Genomic DNA, 16408 nt, shown 5'->3' with positions numbered 1-16408 from the left:
CGTAAAGGAGCCCTAGGTGCTGCGAAGCCATGAAACCGGAAGCCTGCGAGCCTCACACGCAGGACAGACCGTCATCCTCTCCGGGTGGGTCGACCGCCGTCGCGATCACGGAGGTGTCGCCTTCATCGATCTGCGTGACGCATCCGGGATCGTCCAGGTCGTCGTCCGTGAGGACGATGCGCACGCACTGCGCAACGAGACCGTCGTCAAGGTCACCGGTACCGTGTCCCTGCGTCCCGAGGGCAACACCAACGCCAACCTGCCTACAGGTGACGTCGAGGTCATCGACACGAACGTCGAGATCCTCAGCCTCGCTGAGGCTCTGCCGTTCCAGGTCTCCGACCACGCCGAAGATGCCGGCATCGTTGGTGAGGAGACTCGCCTGCGCTACCGCTACCTCGACCTGCGCCGGTCCGGTCCAGCCGCCACGATGCGTCTGCGCTCGGCCGCGAACAAGGCAGCCCGTACGGTCCTCGATGAGCAGGACTTCCTCGAGATCGAGACCCCGACCCTGACCCGGTCCACACCTGAGGGCGCGCGTGACTTCCTGGTTCCCGCACGTCTGCAGCCCGGCTCCTGGTACGCCCTGCCGCAGTCACCGCAGCTGTTCAAGCAGCTCCTGCAGGTGGCCGGCATGGAACGCTACTACCAGCTGGCTCGCTGCTACCGCGACGAGGACTTCCGTGCCGACCGGCAGCCGGAGTTCACCCAGCTCGACATCGAAGCCTCTTTCGTCGAGCAGGAGGACATCATCGCTCTGGCGGAGAAGATCCTCGTTGCTCTGTGGAAGCTCATCGGTCACGAGATCACGACGCCGATCCCACACATCACCTACGCCGATGCGATGGAGAAGTACGGCAGCGACAAGCCCGATCTGCGCTTCGAACTCGAACTGCACAATCTCACGGACTTCTTCTCGGAGACTCCGTTCCGGGTCTTCCAGTCCGAGTACGTCGGCTCCGTCGTCTACCCCGGCGGAGGCACCCTGCCCCGCCGTCAGCTCGACGGCTGGCAGGACTGGGCAAAGCAGCGCGGCGCTAAGGGCCTGGCCTACGTCCTCGTGGGCGAAGACGGAACCCTGACCGGTCCTGTGGCCAAGAACATCTCCGATGAGGAGAAGGCCGGCCTCGTCGAGGTTGCCGGAGCCAACCCCGGTGACGCGATCTTCTTCGCCGCCGGTGACCCTGCGAGCTCGCGTTCACTCCTAGGTGCGGCCCGCAACGAGATCGCCGAACGCACCGGACTCATCAAGGAAGGCGACTGGGCCTTCGTGTGGGTCGTCGACGCACCTCTCTTCGAATCCGCAGCCGCGGCACAGGCAGCAGGCGACGTCGCCGTCGGCGAGGGATCGTGGACCGCAGTCCACCACGCCTTCACCGCTCCGAAGCCCGAATTCCTCGAGACTCTGGAATCCGATCCCGGCGCAGCCCTGGCCTACGCCTATGACATCGTCTGCAACGGCAATGAGATCGGCGGCGGTTCGATCCGTATCCACCGCAAGGATGTTCAGGAACGTGTGTTCAAGATCATGGGCATCTCGGAAGAGGACGCTCAGGAGAAGTTCGGCTTCCTCCTCGAAGCCTTCAAATTCGGCGCACCACCACACGGAGGCATCGCCTTCGGTTGGGACCGCATCGTGTCCCTGCTCGCCGGGGTCGACTCGATCCGTGAAGTCATCGCCTTCCCGAAGACCGGTGCCGGATACGATCCGCTCACCCAGGCTCCCGCGCCGATCACCGACACACAGCGTGCAGAGGCCGGCGTGGACTTCGAACCGGAAGACGACGACGCTGAGGCCTGATGACCGACGGCCCTGACCTCTTCTCCTCCGACAGCCCGGGCCAGGGATCTCCTGGTCCGGGCGTCGGTGGTTCCTCCGTCGGTTCGGGGCGTGCCCTCGATCCGTTAGCGGTGCGGATGCGTCCGCGCACCATCTCCGAGGTGGTCGGCCAAGATCATCTGACATTCCCCGGCTCGCCTCTCGTCCAGCTCGTCGAAGCCAGCGGGGGAGACCGGGCAGGAGCCTCATCGGTGATCCTGTGGGGTCCTCCCGGCGTCGGCAAAACCACCCTGGCCCACGTCATCTCCCACGCACCGGGCCGCACCTTCGTCGAACTCTCCGCGATCACCGCCGGCGTCAAGGACGTGCGCCAGGTGATTGAGAACGCCAGGCGTGAGCGCGACATGTATCAGCGCACGACTGTGCTGTTCCTCGACGAGATCCACCGGTTCTCAAAGGCGCAGCAAGACGCGCTGCTGCCGGCAGTGGAGAACCGCCTCGTCGTTCTCGTCGCCGCGACGACCGAGAACCCGTCCTTCTCCGTCATCTCCCCGTTGCTGTCCCGCTCGCTGCTGCTGACGTTGCGTCCACTCGACGATGCCGCCGTCGCCGATCTCCTCGACCGGGCCATGACCAGCGAACGTGGTCTGGCCGGGCAGTTCGAACTCGCACCGGCCGCGAAGGACTTCATTGTCCGCATCGCCGGTGCCGATGCCCGACGCTCCCTGACGATCCTCGAAGCCGCTGCCGGAATCGCTGCCGCACAGGCGGAATTCGCCGAGGCGGCTGGCGGAGACTCGGCTGATGCTGATGCTGATGCTGATGCTGATGCTGATGCTGATGCTGATGCTGATGCCGATGGAGACGCAGACGATGAGGCAGACTCAGAGGTCGAAGGCGAGGACTCGACTGACTCGGACTCCGAGACTCGAGCAATCCTCATCACCGAGGCCGCCTGTGCCGAGGCCAGCTCCGAAACGGTGCTGCGCTACGACAAGAACGGCGACCAGCACTATGACGTCGTCTCCGCATTCATCAAATCCATTCGCGGCTCAGACGTCGACGCCGCGTTGCACTACCTGGCTAGGATGATCGTCGCCGGGGAAGATCCCCGGTTCATCGCCCGACGCGTTGTGATATCGGCTGCCGAGGACATCGGGATGGCCGATCCGCAGGCGCTGCCGATCGCGGTGGCGGCATCAACGGCCGTGCAGAACATCGGGATGCCCGAAGGTCGCATCCCCCTGGCCGAGGCGGTCACCTATCTGGCCATGGCGCCGAAGTCGAACGCCAGCTACCGGGCACTGGACGCAGCGATCGCCGACGTCAAGAACGGTTTCTCGGGACAGGTGCCCACGCATCTGCGCGACGCCCATTATCCCGGAGCCAAGGAACTCGGTCACGGCGAAGGCTACAAGTACTCCCACGATCATCCTCATGGGGTCGCCGCCCAGGAATACCTGCCCGAAACCCTGCGTGGAAAGCGCTACTATGAACCGACAGGCAATGGCATGGAACGTTCGCTGGGGGAGAGACTCGAGATGCTTCAGCGACTGCTCCGACCCTGAGGCCGGCACCCGTCTGACGATATTCGCCCCGAATTCCTCCCTTTGGCTCGTGTGACACGGTAGTTTTGTGCACAGGGTGAAAGCGCGCCGCCGCCACGCTCGGTGAGTTGGTGCCAAAGAGGCCGAGGGGGGTCGACGTGGAGGACATCATCGTCACCATCGCGGCGGCCCTCGCGCTGGGACTGGTGGCGCGTGAACTGCGCATCCCACCATTGGTGGGCTTCCTCGGCGCAGGTTTCCTGCTTCACTTCCTCGGTGTCACAGCATTCGACGGGCTCGAGCAGGTCTCCGACCTAGGCGTGGTCCTGCTCCTCTTCACCATCGGACTCAAATTCGATCTGCGATCTCTCCTGCAGCCCGAGGCCTACGGTACTGCCGCGCTCCACATGATCTCCAGTGTCTTCGTCGGAGCGGGCACGATCGGGCTCGCCGCGGTCGTGGGTGTCGTGTCACTCGATGGCGGGCTGGGCACGATCGGTCTGCTCGGCTTCGCACTGTCGTTCTCCTCAACGGTTCTCGTCGTCAAGGTCCTCGAGGATCGCTCCGACGACGGGTCTTACTACGGTCAGATCGCCATTGCGATTCTCGTCATCCAAGACATCGCTGCGGTCGCCTTCATCACTGTTGCGGGAGAGGAGCCACCGAGCCCGTGGGCCTTCGCCCTCGTCCTGGTCGTTCCCGCCGCTTGGGTTCTGCGTCGCGTCCTCGACCGAGTCGGCCGTGGCGAGCTGCTCGTCCTCTTCGGTGTGGTGATGGCGCTGGGGCCGGGATACGTGGCATTCGTGTCCGTGGGCATCCACGGCGACCTCGGTGCCTTGGTGATGGGTCTGCTCTTTGCCACCCACCCCAGATCCAGCGAATTGTCGAAGTCTTTGTTCAGCGTCAAGGAACTCTTCCTCGTCGCCTTCTTCGTCGTCATCGGACTGCAGGCGATCCCGACCTGGGCCGACCTGCTCATGGCGCTCATCCTCTGCGTGATCCTCATTCCCTTCAACTTCCTCAGCTTCTTTTTGATGGGGCGCCTCTTCGGCCTGCGGAATCGGACCAGCATCCGCACCAGTCTCGCGTTGAGCAACTTCTCCGAATTCGCCCTCATCGTGGTGGCCGTCGGAGCGGCCAACGGAGTGTTCGAGGACAGTTGGCTGACCGTGACCGCCTTGGCCGTCGCCATCGGCATGATCATCTCCTCCCTCGCCAATGCCTACAGCCTGCAGATCGTCGGCCGACTCGATGAGATCCTGCCTGACGAGAACGAATCGAAACTGCGACTGCCGGATCGTCCGATCGACACCGGGTCCGCCGAGGTGGTGGTGCTGGGGATGGGGCGCATCGGTCGCGGCGCCTACGAAAGGCTGGTCGACAACGGAGGACTCTCAGTCATCGGTGTCGACAATGACCACCAGGTGGTGGAAGAGCTGAAGCGAGAGAAGTTCAATGTGCTCGAAGGTGATGCCACCGATCACGAATTCTGGCATCGCCTGGTCGTCGGTGGGTCCGCTCGAACCGTGATTTTGGCTATGGCGATCCACGACTCGAACACCTTTGCGCTGGAGCAGCTGAGGATAGCCGCTTTCGATGGTGCCATCGCCGCAGTGGTTCAGCGCCAGGATCAGGCCGATGCTCTGACTGCGGCAGGAGTTCACACAGTCGTCAACATCTACGGTGGTTCGGGAGCCGAAGTCGCCGATGCGGCGATGCGTCTGCCCACGAAGCGACGGCCCGATGACGGAGGACAGCCTGCCAACGGCTGACCGCAGGGTTGGCGGTCTTTCTGTTGTTCGGCTGAGTGCGGATTCTCCGGTCGATTCCGCTTTGCGCAGGGGGAGTGGAATCCGCTAAAGTGGGTAGCTGTTGTGCCTGCAAGCTAAAGGCGGTCGGTGCGAGCGTATCTCGACGCTCAATCCCTCTTTCCCATCCTGGGAAACAACCGTGTCGACTAGGGCGAGAACCTATGGCCGGTCGAGACACACTACATTGATGAAAGGTAATACTGTGCCAGCACCAGCACGTAACCGCCGGATGACGCGCGTCTCGCGCGCCCTCGGCATGCCGCTGACTCCGAAAGCGGAGAAGTACTTCGAGCGTCGCCCGTATCCTCCAGGCGAGCACGGCCGCGCACGTCGTCGCAATGACAGCGACTACTCGGTCCGCCTCAAGGAGAAGCAGCGTCTTCGCGCCCAGTACGGCATCCGCGAAGCTCAGATGCTCAAGATCTACAAGGAGTCCAGCCGCCTCTCCGGTCTGACCGGTGAGACCATGGTCGAGCTCCTCGAAATGCGTCTCGACGCCCTGGTTCTGCGTTCGGGCTTCGCCCGCACCATTGCCCAGGCGCGTCAGTTCGTCGTGCACCGTCACATCACCGTTGACGGCCAGCGCGTCGATCGTCCTTCATTCCGCGTGAAGGAAGGACAGACCATCCAGGTTCACGAACGCAGCGCATCGATGGATCCGTTCCAGGTCGCCGCAGCCGGTGGACACAAGGATGTTCTCCCTGCAGTTCCGGGTTACCTCAACGTCAACCTCGAGGGTCTGCAGACCACTCTGGTTCGTCGCCCCAAGCGCGAAGAGGTCCCTGTGACCGTCGACGTTCAGCTGGTCGTCGAGCACTACTCGCGCTGATCACCCCAGAGGGATCGCACGGCATCAACTGCCCGGAACGTCGAGTTCCGGGCAGTTGTGCATTCACCCCCCCCCAGATCAGCACGCCGGTCAATCACCGACCGGAACTGAAAGCTGACCTGGAGGTGACCCGCGGGTCGGCGGCGCGCAGCGTCGGCACCTCGCATAATGTGGATGAGCCACTAAACTAATCACTGATGAGTGCAAGAGTGCACACGCAAGATGTGAAAGGCCATGGATGAAGACGGCAGAGATCAAACAGCGCTGGTTGGACTACTTCGAAGCGAACGGGCACGCAGTCGTCCCCTCAGCGTCGGTGATCAGCTCCGATCCATCGATCCTGTTCAACATCGCGGGAATGGTGCAGTTCATCCCGTATCTCACCGGTCGGGAACCCGCCCCGTTCAATCGCGCCACGAGCGTCCAGAAGTGCGTGCGCACCGGTGACATCGAAGAAGTCGGCAAGACCACCCGACACGGCACCTTCTTCCAGATGAATGGCAACTTCTCCTTCGGCGACTACTTCAAGCGCGAAGCCATTCGCTTCGCCTGGGGTCTGCTGACGAATTCCATAGACGACGGCGGGTTCGGCTTCGATAAGAACCGACTGTGGGCAACTGTCCATGAAGACGACATTGAGACCATCGATCTTTGGCTCGAAGAGACCTCGATTCCGCGCGAGCGCATCCAGCCGCGCGACAATGAGGACAACTTCTGGCACACCGGACAGCCTGGCCCTGGTGGCTACTGCTCCGAGATCTACTTCGACCGTGGCCCGGACTACGGTGTCGAAGGCGGCCCCGTGGCCGATGAGGACCGCTACATCGAGATCTGGAACCTCGTGTTCATGGAGTTCGAACTCAGCGAGGTTCGCTCCAAAGTCGACTTCGATATCGCCGGCGACCTCCCCGCTAAGAACATCGACACCGGTATGGGGCTCGAACGCGTCGCCTTCCTGCTCCAGGGTGTCGAGAACATGTACGAGATCGACGAGGTGTTCCCCGTCATCGAGGCCGCCAGCCGCCTCTCCGGCCACCGCTACGGTAACGATCATGAGGCCGATGTGCAGATGCGCGTCGTGGCCGACCATGTGCGTTCGTCTCTCGTCATCATCGGCGACGGTGTGCGTCCCGGAAACGAAGGTCGCGGCTACATCCTGCGCCGTCTCCTGCGCCGCGCTGTGCGTGCGATGCGTCTCCTCGGCGTGACCAGCGAGGTTCTGCCGGAACTGCTGCCGGTGTCCATGCAGTCGATGAAACTCTCCTACCCCGAGCTGGAGACCGACTTCGATCGCATCTCCCGTATCGCCTATGCCGAAGAGAAGGCCTTCCTGCGAACCCTGGAATCGGGCACTCAGCTGTTCCAGAACGCTGCGGCCTCGCTTCCGGAGTCGAACAAGACGCTGAGCGGCGACGTCGCATTCGCCCTCCACGACACCCACGGATTCCCCATCGACCTGACCCTGGAGATGGCTTCCGAACAGGGTGTGAACGTCGACGAAGAGGGCTTCCGCGCCCTCATGAGCGAACAGCGGACACGTGCGAAGGCCGATGCGAAGTCGAAGAAGGGCGGGGGGCACGCCGACCTCTCCGCGTACTCCGCACTGCTCGAAGACGGTGCCTCCGAGTTCGTCGGCTACGACCGGCTCGAAGCTGACTCCCGGGTGCGCGGAATCGTCGTCGACGGACTCGCTCAGGAAGTCCTGACTACGGGACAGACCGCAGACCTCATCCTCGACCTGACTCCGTTCTACGCCGAAGCCGGCGGTCAGCGCGCAGACATCGGCCAGATCAAGGGCCATGGCTTCACCGCAAGCGTCCTCGACGTGCAGAATCCCATCAAGGGGCTGCCCGCACACAGGGTCGAAGTCATCGACGGTGAGATCCACGTCGGTGCCGAAGTCCTGGCCGTCGTCGACCACGACCACCGGTTCCAGGGCTCGCAGGCTCACACCGCCACCCACCTCGTCCACGCTGCCCTGCGCGAGATTCTCGGCACCCATGCTGTCCAGGCTGGTTCGATGAACCAGCCGGGCTACATGCGCTTCGACTACTCCTTCCCTGAAGCTCCGAGTCAGCAGATGCGGGCAGAGATCGAAGACGTCGCGAACCTCGCGGTGCGTTCCAACTATGAGGTCGGCACGGAGTTCCTGCCGTTCGAGGACGCCAGGAAATCCGGTGCGATGGCACTCTTCGGCGAAAAGTACCCGAACATCGTGCGCGTCGTCGACATCGGCGGGCCCTTCTCCCGTGAACTCTGCGGTGGTACCCATGTCGGTGCCTCGTCCGAGGTCGGTCCGATCTCCGTGCTGTCCGAAGCTTCCGTAGGCTCCGGTGTACGCCGCATCGAAGCTGCTGTCGGCATGGACGCATTCCGTTCACTGGCCGCCGAACGCAGCATCGTCTCCTCGCTCTCCGACATGCTCAAGGTGCCCGGAACCGATGTGCGCGAACGCGTCGGGGATCTGATGAGCAAGCTCAAGGACGCGGAGAAGGAGATCGCGCGCCTGAACTCCCAGCAGCTCCTGGCTTCGGCCGGGAAGTTCCTCGACAACGCTGAAACCGTGGGATCGACGTTGTTCATCGTCGCCGAACTCGGCGAGGTCTCAAACGCCGGAGACATCCGCACCGTCGTCACTGACCTGCGCAGCCGCGTCTCCGAACGCTCCGCCGTGGTTCTTGGCATTGGGACCAGCAATGGAAAGCCCGTCGTCGTGGTCGCCACGACCCCCGCCTCACGAGAGGAAGGTCACCAGGCCGGCAAACTCGTGTCCCTGGCCTGCGGTGAACTCGGCGGCGGTGGAGGCGGAAAACCCGATCTCGCCCAGGGCGGCGGCAGCGATGTCGCCGCGATCCCAGCATCCATTGCAGCGGTCAAGGCAGCCCTCCAGTGAGTTTCCGCCGAGGCCGACGTGTGGGCCTCGACATCGGTTCGGTGCGCATCGGGGTGGCCAGCAGCGACCCTGATGGCATCCTCGCCACACCACTGACCGTGGTGCGGCGGACCGACGAACCCGCTGCGCTGCGCGCGCTGCGGGACATCATCGACGAATACGAGCCGATCGAACTGCTCATCGGGGACCCGAAATCCCTCGATGGAGCGGCCCGGGCGGCGGCAGCCACTGCTCTCGAGTTCGCCAGACGGATCAGCGTCGCCACGTCGACACCCATCCGCCTCGTCGATGAGCGCTTCACCACGGTCGAAGCTCATCACGCCCTCGCAGCTGCAGGGAAGAACTCGCGGCAGCGCCGTGAGATCGTCGACGCCCAAGCTGCTGTGATCATCTTGCAGAATGCCCTCGAATTCGAACACAACACCGGTGAGCCAGCCGGTCGAGCAATGCCCGACGAGGAGAGTGAGCAATGAGCCCGTTCCCAGGCGAGTTCTCGGAAGACGAAGGGCTGTCCAGGTCCGATCTCAAAGCAAAGAAACACCGCCGGATGCTGCGCAGGCGGCGGACGACGGCCATCGTCGTCATTTGTGTGCTGGTCTTCGGCATCGGCGGATTCTTCGGCATCAGAGCCGCAGGCGGAGTCTTCGACGACCTGTTCGGACCGAAGGGCGATTACGAGGGCGCCGGCACCAGCGAAGTCTCGATTGACATTCCACCGGGGTCCTCAGCGCGCTCGGTGGCCAACCAGCTTGTCGAAGCCGGAGTGATCATGAACTCCGAACCGTTCCTCGATGAGGTCGAACGTCGCGACATCACGATCCAAGCCGGCCCGATCATCATGCGCGAGAAGATGAGCTCCAAGGCAGCGGTCGAGGCGATCGTCAATCCGATCAAACCTCCCAAGATCACGATCGCCGAGGGGCGCAAGATCGACCAGATCAAATCTACGATGGTCGAATCGGGAATGAAGGCCGAAGCGGTCGACAAAGCCATCGACGACAAGACCCCGAAGGACTACAGCCTCGACGTCGATGCCCCCAGCCTCGAAGGGTATCTGTACCCGGCGACCTACGATCTCAACAAAGACAAGACCGCCGAGGACATCGTGTCCGAAATGGTAGACAAGACGAAGGCGGAGATCGAGAACGCTGACATCGACCTCGACGATGCGAATCGGATCATGACCCTGGCCAGCCTCGTCGAAATCGAATCACCCGGCGATGAAGAGGTCCGGAAGAAGGTCGCGCGCGTCTTCCTCAACCGAATCTCGGACGACTCGAAGACCGGCAAACTGCTCCAGTCCGATGCGACCGTCGCATATATCCACGGTGCCCGCAGCGACCTGACGACGACGAAGAAGGAGCGCAAGTCCGACAGTCCGTACAACACGTACAAGAAGAAGGGTCTGCCTCCGGGGCCGATCAATTCGCCCAGCTCCGGCGCAGTCGACGCCGCCCTCAACCCGACTAAGGGAGACTGGCAGTTCTTCGTAGCCACGAACCCGGACACCGGGGAGACCAAGTTCGCCGACACCTTCGACGAGCACCGGAAGAACGTTGAGATCTACCGGAAGTGGCTCAAGGAGCACGGAGAGGACAAGGGCGACAAATGACGATCTCGGCAGCGGTGCTCGGTCGCCCGATCGCCCACTCCAAATCGCCGCTGCTGCATCGTGCGGCGTTCCACGCTCTTGGTCTTCACGGCAGCGAATACACCAGCTTCGACCTCGGTGCCGATGAACTGGAAACCTTTCTGGCCGCTCATCCAAGCCAGGTCGGGTTCTCTGTCACGATGCCTCTGAAGGAACGGCTTGTCGAACTTGCGCTCACCCACGGGTGGGGCCTCGACGACACGGCGAAGCTGACCGGGGTGGCGAACACCTTGGTTCGCCGGCACGGGGCGACATCGGTGGCCAACACCGATGTGCAGGGAATCGTGCGCGCGTTGACCCCGGGCCTGACCACCTGTCGGGGAGGCGCTGTCACCGCTGCGATATCGGCCGCGGTCGTCGGCCTCGGCGCGACAGCAGGCGTGAGCACCGCCGAACATGACGGTGCCGACAGGGCGACGATTCTCGGTGCCGGGGCCACCGCAGCCTCGGCGCTGATGGCCTGCCACGAACTGGGCATCACCACGGTCGAATTTCTCGTCAGAAACCCTGACCGGGCCCGCCGAGTCCTGGAACTCAGCGCACGGCTCGGGATGTCGGCGACCACCGCACCGCTGAAACTGATCGAACCCTCGGCAGTGGTCATTTCGACTCTGCCCGCCGAGGCCGTCCCGGAGCTGGAATGGTCACCGGGCTTCCGTGGTGGAGTGGCCCTAGACGTCGCCTATGCCGCCGAGTCCGGGTTCCTTAATGCAGCGAAATCACACGGATTCATCTGTGTCGAAGGCACTGTGATGCTCGTTGAACAGGCCGTCGCACAGTCGGAGATGTTCATCGCCGCCGCCGAAACGACGGAGGTCGCAACAGCGGAAGCAGCGGATGCTCCTGCCAACCCGACCTGGGACGCAGACCGTCGCGCTGTGATCACAGCAGCCATGTATCGCGCGCTCGAACACCAACCCGGACCGTCAGACGACCGACCGTCAGATGACCTCCCGGCGGACGACCGACCAGCAGGCGACTGACCACAAGGACGGGAAGGGCGGGCGAGGGTGGACAGCGGAGTTCTCCACGGGTGGCCGATCGTTGCCACAGCAGTCTTCAGCGCCGTCCTCGGCGTTCTCCTGGCCTGCGCCCGATCATGGTGGCTGGCCGATGACAAACACTTCGCCGTCCTTTCCAGAACTCGCCTCTTCCGCCCCCTGCCCCTGACAATCTTCGGCACGGTCCTCGCTGTTGCCGCGGCTCTGTTCTTTCCCGGCACGGACACCACACTCGATTCCGGCCTCGCACGTCCCGGAGCCGATTTCGGGACCTTCGACCGGCTGCTCCTGGCGTTGAGCCTAGGCGCAGCCGCTGCAGCCACGCCGTTCCTCGTCATCGTCGACATCGTCGTCCACCGGCTGCCTGACCGGATCGTGTATCCGCTCATCGGCACCGAACTGCTCGTCCTCGTTCTCGGGCAGCTGCTGGGGGAGTCTCCGATCTGGGTCCTCGGCCTCATCGCCGGTGCTGCTGGAGTTCTGTTCTTCGGTTCCCTCTACCTGATCGGACGGGTGCTGCACGCACGCACAATGGGCCTCGGCGACGTCAAACTCGTCTTCATCGTGTTCTGCGTGCCCACCCTTTTCTCCGCCTGGGCACCGGCGCTTGTCTTCATCATCATGATGCTCATCGCGGGCATCGTGGCCCTCATAACCGCCGCTGCAAAGCGCAGTCTGAGGGCGACGACGATCGCATTCGGGCCCGCAATGTTATCCGGAATGTGGTTCGGGGCGGTACTTGCGCCAAACATTTTGTAGAATCGGTTGAATGTTGAGATGGCTGACTGCAGGCGAATCCCACGGCGAAGCGCTGACTGGGATCATTGAGGGGCTTCCTGCCCACGTTCCTATCACCAGGGAAGATATTCGCGCGAGCTTGGCGAGGCGCCGCTTGGGCTACGGCCGTGGAGCACGGATGAAGTTCGAAGCCGACGAGGTTCGACTCCTCGGCGGAGTCCGGCACGGTCAAACACTGGGTTCACCGGTGGCTGTTGAAGTCGGGAACACGGAATGGCCCAAATGGGAGTCCGTGATGAGTCCTGACCCGATCGACGAGGACGAGCTCGCCGGGCAGGCGCGCAACGCCCCGCTGACCCGACCGCGGCCGGGTCACGCCGATATCGTCGGTATGCAGAAATACGGATTCGACGAAGCACGACCGATCCTCGAACGCGCTTCCGCACGGGAAACCGCAATGCGCGTGGCGCTGGGCACCATCGCCTCGAACTTCCTGGGCGAGCTCGGCATCACCCTGGTCGCCCACACCGTGGCCATCGGGACCGCCGAGAATGCCGTGGATTCCGCCACAGAACCTTCCTTGCCCCTGGCCTCCGATGTGGATGCCCTCGACGCCGATCCTGTGCGCTGCTTCGATCCCGATCTCTCGGCCCGCATGGTCACCGAGATCGATGCGGCGAAGAAGGCCGGTGACACGTTGGGCGGAGCCGTCGAGGTCCTCGCCTACAATCTCCCGCCCGGGCTGGGGTCGCATGTCCACTGGGACCGTCGCCTCGACTCCCGACTCGCCGGGGCCCTGATGGGCATTCAGGCGATCAAGGGCGTTGAAATCGGCGATGGCTTCGAGACCACGAAGCGCCCCGGATCGGCCGCCCATGACGAGCTCGAGGTGGGCGAGGACGGGATCCGACGCGTGAGCAACCGTGCCGGCGGCACAGAGGGCGGAATGTCGACGGGCGGCCCGCTGCGCGTCCGGGCAGGCATGAAGCCCATCGCCACGGTGCCCCGCGCTCTGGCAACCGTCGACGTCGTCACCGGTGAACCTGCGAAGGCCAACCATCAGCGCTCCGACGTCTGCGCGGTTCCGGCCTCCGGCGTCGTCGCCGAAGCGATGGTTGCCCTGGTGCTCGCCGAGGCAGTGGTGGAGAAGTTCGGCGGAGACTCCGTGGCCGAGACCAAACGGAACCTGGATGCCTACGTGGCCGCCATTCCGGAGAACCTTCACATCGGCCAATGACACAGCGCCCGCACCCGAAACCGGTTCCTCCGCTGGAACCGGTCCCGGCATCGCAATCACGCATCGTCCTGACCGGGCCGCCCGCAGCCGGCAAGTCCACGATCGGTCGGCTATTGGCGGATCGGCTCGATCTGCCGCTCATCGACACGGATGCCAACATCGTCGACAAATACGGTGTCATCGCAGAGATCTTCGTCGACCGCGGTGAGGACTATTTCCGGCGGATCGAACGCGAGGTCGTCCGGCGTGCCCTGCGTAGGCTGCTCGACCGTCCAGGCATCGTGTCCCTGGGCGGGGGAGCGATCCTCAATCCGGGCACCCGAGCCCAGCTGGGGCATCCCGCGATCAAGGTCGTGCACATCGATATCGACGTCGACACCGTCATGACGAGGCTCAATTCCCCGCACCGGCCGCTGCTGCGCGGGGCAGGAACTCCGGTGGAGAACTGGCTGTCGCTGGTCAACGAGCGTGAGCCCCTCTACGATCAGGTCGCCACGTTCCGTGTCCATGCGTCGAATTCCCATCCCTCGACCATCGTCAACCGCGTCGTCGACGTCCTCACCGGCCTGCAGCGAGCCGAGGAGTATGCCAAGTACTCGGGCCGCGAGTCGGAGAGTTAGGCTTGGGGTCGCAACAGGTTCGTAAGTTCAGCCAACGCGGCCATGACATGCCCGGAGGCAGCAAAGGGGAAAGTGCACGAATGAGTCTCACACGCATCAACGTCGAAGCCGGCGGAAACTATCCGGTTCTCGTGGGGCAGGGTCTCCTGGGCGAACTTCCCGAGCTCCTCGGCCCCCGGGTCGAGAAGGTGCTCGTTATCCATCCGCGGGCTCTGCGTGCCACCGGAGAGACGGTTCGTGACGATCTGCGTGCAACCGGTCTCGATGCGATCGTGGCTGAGATCCCCGACGCCGAAGAAGCCAAACACGTGCAGGTCGCCTCGTTCTGCTGGCAGGTGCTGGGGCAGAGCGACTTCACCCGCAGCGATGCCATCATCACCGTGGGCGGGGGAGCCGTGTCCGACCTCGGCGGCTTCGTCGCAGCAACCTGGCTGCGCGGAATCTCCGTCATCCACATTCCCACCACGGTGCTGGGAATGGTCGACGCGGCCATCGGCGGTAAGACCGGGATCAACACCGCCGAAGGCAAGAACCTCGTCGGTTCCTTCCACGCGCCCTCCGGTGTCCTCGTTGACCTCGACACCCTGCAGACACTGCCGGAGAATGAACTCTTCACCGGGCTCGCCGAGGTGGTCAAGACCGGTTTCATCGCCGATCCCGCGATCCTCGATCTGGTGAGCAACCATTCGAAGGCTGAGATCGCCGAGGTGGAAGGCCCCGTCCTGCGCGAGCTCATCGAACGTGCGATCGCAGTCAAGGCCGAGGTCGTCGCCGATGACTTCAAGGAATCCGGGCGCAGAGAGATCCTCAACTACGGACACACCCTGGCCCACGCCATCGAGCACAAAGAGCGCTACCAGTGGCGCCACGGCGCCGCGGTCTCCGTGGGCATGGTCTTCGCCGCCGAGGTGGCCGCGATGGTCAAGAGCCTTCCCCCTGAGACCGTCGACCTCCACCGTGAGCTGCTGACCAAGCTGGGCCTGCCCGTGGCCTACCGTGCCGATGTCTGGCCGCAGCTGTTGGAGACGATGAAACGAGATAAGAAGGCACGTGGCTCCATGCTGCGCATGGTGCTTCTGAGCGAAGTGGGCGCGCCCGCCACAGTGGAGATCCCGGACGTCTCGATCCTCCACACGGCCTATCAGGAGATCGGGGAGGACTCTCCCCGCGTCATGCTCGGAACAGACCTGGGCTGAGGCCCGAGATGGCAGGCCCTGCAGGAGCTTGCTAGAATTGCTGTTTGGCGAAACTGCACGTTGTCGCCAGACACACCAAATCACCTCGCGGTGGCCAAGACTGACACGAAGAAGGACGGATTAGTGGCTTCAACCAACGACCTGAAGAACGGCCTTGTGCTCAATATCGACAAGCAGCTGTGGCAGGTGCTGGAGTTCCAGCACGTCAAGCCCGGCAAGGGTCCGGCATTCGTCCGCACCAAGCTCAAGAACGTCATGTCCGGCAAGATCATCGACAAGACCTTCAACGCCGGAACCAAGGTCGAGACAGCCAATGTCGACCGTCGCGATATGCAGTACCTCTACCATGACGGCACCGACTACGTGTTCATGGATGCCGAGGACTACGACCAGGTCAGCATCCCGCCAGACCTCGTCGGCGATGCCGCCAACTACATGCTCGAGAACCAGAATCTGCAGATCTCCTTCCACGAGGGCACTGCCCTGTCTGTGGAGCTGCCGCCTTCGGTTGAGCTGTTGATCACCCACACCGAACCAGGCCTGCAGGGTGACCGGTCGACTGGTGGATCCAAGCCTGCAACGCTGGAGACCGGCTACGACATCCAGGTGCCGCTGTTCCTCGAAGAGGGCACCAAGGTCAAGGTCGACACCCGCAACGGCGACTACCTGGGTCGCGTCAAGTAAGTGTCAGCGCGTACGCGGGCCCGACGTCGGGCCCTGGAACTGATGTTCGAGGCAGGACAACGTCGCCTCGACACCGAGCAGGTCGTGACCATGCGGTCCAACGACCCCGATTATCCGATGAAGGCCTACGCGGTCGAGATCGTCGAAGGAATCACGAGTCATCGTGAGGAGATCGACGAGATCATCGCCACCTACGCTGAGGGCTGGACCCTGGAGCGGATGCCGGCCGTGGATCTGGCGCTGCTCCAGATCGGGACCTGGGAGATCCTCTTCAACGATGAGGTGCCCGACAAGGCGGCAATCGACGAAGCCGTGTCCCTGGCCAAGCAGTTCTCAACGGATGACTCACCAGGCTTCATCTCAGGACTGCTCTCACGCGTCCTGGACGTCAAGCCGACCCTGATCTGAGTCCGCGGGTCCG

At 63.4% G+C, this 16408-nt stretch carries 14 protein-coding genes; all 14 read left to right on the top strand.

What is annotated here, in order from left to right; all coding sequences use genetic code 11:
- Positions 1-16 precede the first annotated feature (16 nt).
- The 14 genes from aspS (at position 17) to nusB (ending at position 16395) form a co-directional block, all read left to right on the top strand.
- Positions 17-1801 carry an aspartate--tRNA ligase gene (gene aspS / locus BSP239C_RS03985; RefSeq protein ID WP_101570334.1) on the top strand — a complete coding sequence of 595 codons (1785 nt, stop codon included), beginning with the start codon at positions 17-19 and terminating at the stop codon, positions 1799-1801.
- Positions 1801-3348, top strand: coding sequence for a replication-associated recombination protein A (locus BSP239C_RS03980; RefSeq protein WP_101570333.1), 1548 nt, complete (start codon positions 1801-1803; stop codon positions 3346-3348). Before aspS ends, BSP239C_RS03980 begins: the two co-directional genes overlap by 1 nt.
- A 137-nt stretch (positions 3349-3485) precedes the next feature.
- Positions 3486-5099 carry a cation:proton antiporter family protein gene (locus BSP239C_RS03975; RefSeq protein WP_257930063.1) on the top strand — a complete coding sequence of 538 codons (1614 nt, stop codon included), beginning with the start codon at positions 3486-3488 and terminating at the stop codon, positions 5097-5099.
- Positions 5100-5325: 226 nt separating this feature from the next.
- On the top strand, positions 5326-5967 hold the full coding sequence (gene rpsD, locus BSP239C_RS03970; protein ID WP_101570332.1) for a 30S ribosomal protein S4: 642 nt from the start codon (positions 5326-5328) through the stop codon (positions 5965-5967).
- 238 nt (positions 5968-6205) lie between these two features.
- Positions 6206-8860, top strand: coding sequence for an alanine--tRNA ligase (gene alaS / locus BSP239C_RS03965; protein ID WP_101570331.1), 2655 nt, complete (start codon positions 6206-6208; stop codon positions 8858-8860).
- Positions 8857-9333 carry a Holliday junction resolvase RuvX gene (gene ruvX, locus BSP239C_RS03960; protein ID WP_101570330.1) on the top strand — a complete coding sequence of 159 codons (477 nt, stop codon included), beginning with the start codon at positions 8857-8859 and terminating at the stop codon, positions 9331-9333. Before alaS ends, ruvX begins: the two co-directional genes overlap by 4 nt.
- Positions 9330-10472 (top strand): endolytic transglycosylase MltG, encoded by a 1143-nt coding sequence (mltG, locus tag BSP239C_RS03955; protein ID WP_101570329.1) that lies wholly within the window; start codon positions 9330-9332, stop codon positions 10470-10472. The genes ruvX and mltG overlap by 4 nt, the downstream gene beginning before the upstream one ends.
- Positions 10469-11494, top strand: coding sequence for a shikimate dehydrogenase (locus tag BSP239C_RS03950; RefSeq protein ID WP_101570328.1), 1026 nt, complete (start codon positions 10469-10471; stop codon positions 11492-11494). The genes mltG and BSP239C_RS03950 overlap by 4 nt, the downstream gene beginning before the upstream one ends.
- A gap of 27 nt (positions 11495-11521) precedes the next feature.
- Positions 11522-12271 carry a hypothetical protein gene (locus BSP239C_RS03945; protein ID WP_101570327.1) on the top strand — a complete coding sequence of 250 codons (750 nt, stop codon included), beginning with the start codon at positions 11522-11524 and terminating at the stop codon, positions 12269-12271.
- A gap of 10 nt (positions 12272-12281) precedes the next feature.
- On the top strand, positions 12282-13487 hold the full coding sequence (gene aroC, locus BSP239C_RS03940) for a chorismate synthase (protein ID WP_101570326.1): 1206 nt from the start codon (positions 12282-12284) through the stop codon (positions 13485-13487).
- Entirely contained in the window at positions 13484-14107 is a 624-nt protein-coding gene (locus tag BSP239C_RS03935) for a shikimate kinase (protein WP_101570325.1), read from the top strand. The genes aroC and BSP239C_RS03935 overlap by 4 nt, the downstream gene beginning before the upstream one ends.
- 80 nt (positions 14108-14187) lie before the next feature.
- Entirely contained in the window at positions 14188-15303 is a 1116-nt protein-coding gene (gene aroB / locus BSP239C_RS03930) for a 3-dehydroquinate synthase (RefSeq protein ID WP_101570324.1), read from the top strand.
- Between the two features lie 123 nt (positions 15304-15426).
- Positions 15427-15987: an elongation factor P gene (gene efp, locus BSP239C_RS03925; protein WP_101570323.1), complete on the top strand. Its 561-nt coding sequence runs from the start codon at positions 15427-15429 to the stop codon at positions 15985-15987.
- Complete coding sequence (gene nusB / locus BSP239C_RS03920; protein WP_101570322.1) at positions 15988-16395, top strand: transcription antitermination factor NusB; 408 nt, start codon at positions 15988-15990, stop codon at positions 16393-16395.
- Positions 16396-16408 lie beyond the last annotated feature (13 nt).

Source organism: Brevibacterium sp. 239c, from assembly GCF_900169365.1.
GTDB lineage: Bacteria > Actinomycetota > Actinomycetes > Actinomycetales > Brevibacteriaceae > Brevibacterium.
This window is presented reverse-complemented; position numbering and strand designations above follow the sequence as displayed.

Excerpts from the sequence above, each read along its gene's own strand:
- aroC (WP_101570326.1), top strand. The coding sequence starts at position 12,282 with ATGTTGAGATGGCTGACTGCAGGCGAATCCCACGGCGAAGCGCTGACT.
- rpsD (WP_101570332.1), top strand. The coding sequence starts at position 5,326 with ATGAAAGGTAATACTGTGCCAGCACCAGCACGTAACCGCCGGATGACG.
- BSP239C_RS03980 (WP_101570333.1), top strand. The coding sequence starts at position 1,801 with ATGACCGACGGCCCTGACCTCTTCTCCTCCGACAGCCCGGGCCAGGGA.
- mltG (WP_101570329.1), top strand. The coding sequence starts at position 9,330 with ATGAGCCCGTTCCCAGGCGAGTTCTCGGAAGACGAAGGGCTGTCCAGG.
- BSP239C_RS03935 (WP_101570325.1), top strand. The coding sequence starts at position 13,484 with ATGACACAGCGCCCGCACCCGAAACCGGTTCCTCCGCTGGAACCGGTC.
- alaS (WP_101570331.1), top strand. The coding sequence starts at position 6,206 with ATGAAGACGGCAGAGATCAAACAGCGCTGGTTGGACTACTTCGAAGCG.
- BSP239C_RS03950 (WP_101570328.1), top strand. The coding sequence starts at position 10,469 with ATGACGATCTCGGCAGCGGTGCTCGGTCGCCCGATCGCCCACTCCAAA.
- aroB (WP_101570324.1), top strand. The coding sequence starts at position 14,188 with ATGAGTCTCACACGCATCAACGTCGAAGCCGGCGGAAACTATCCGGTT.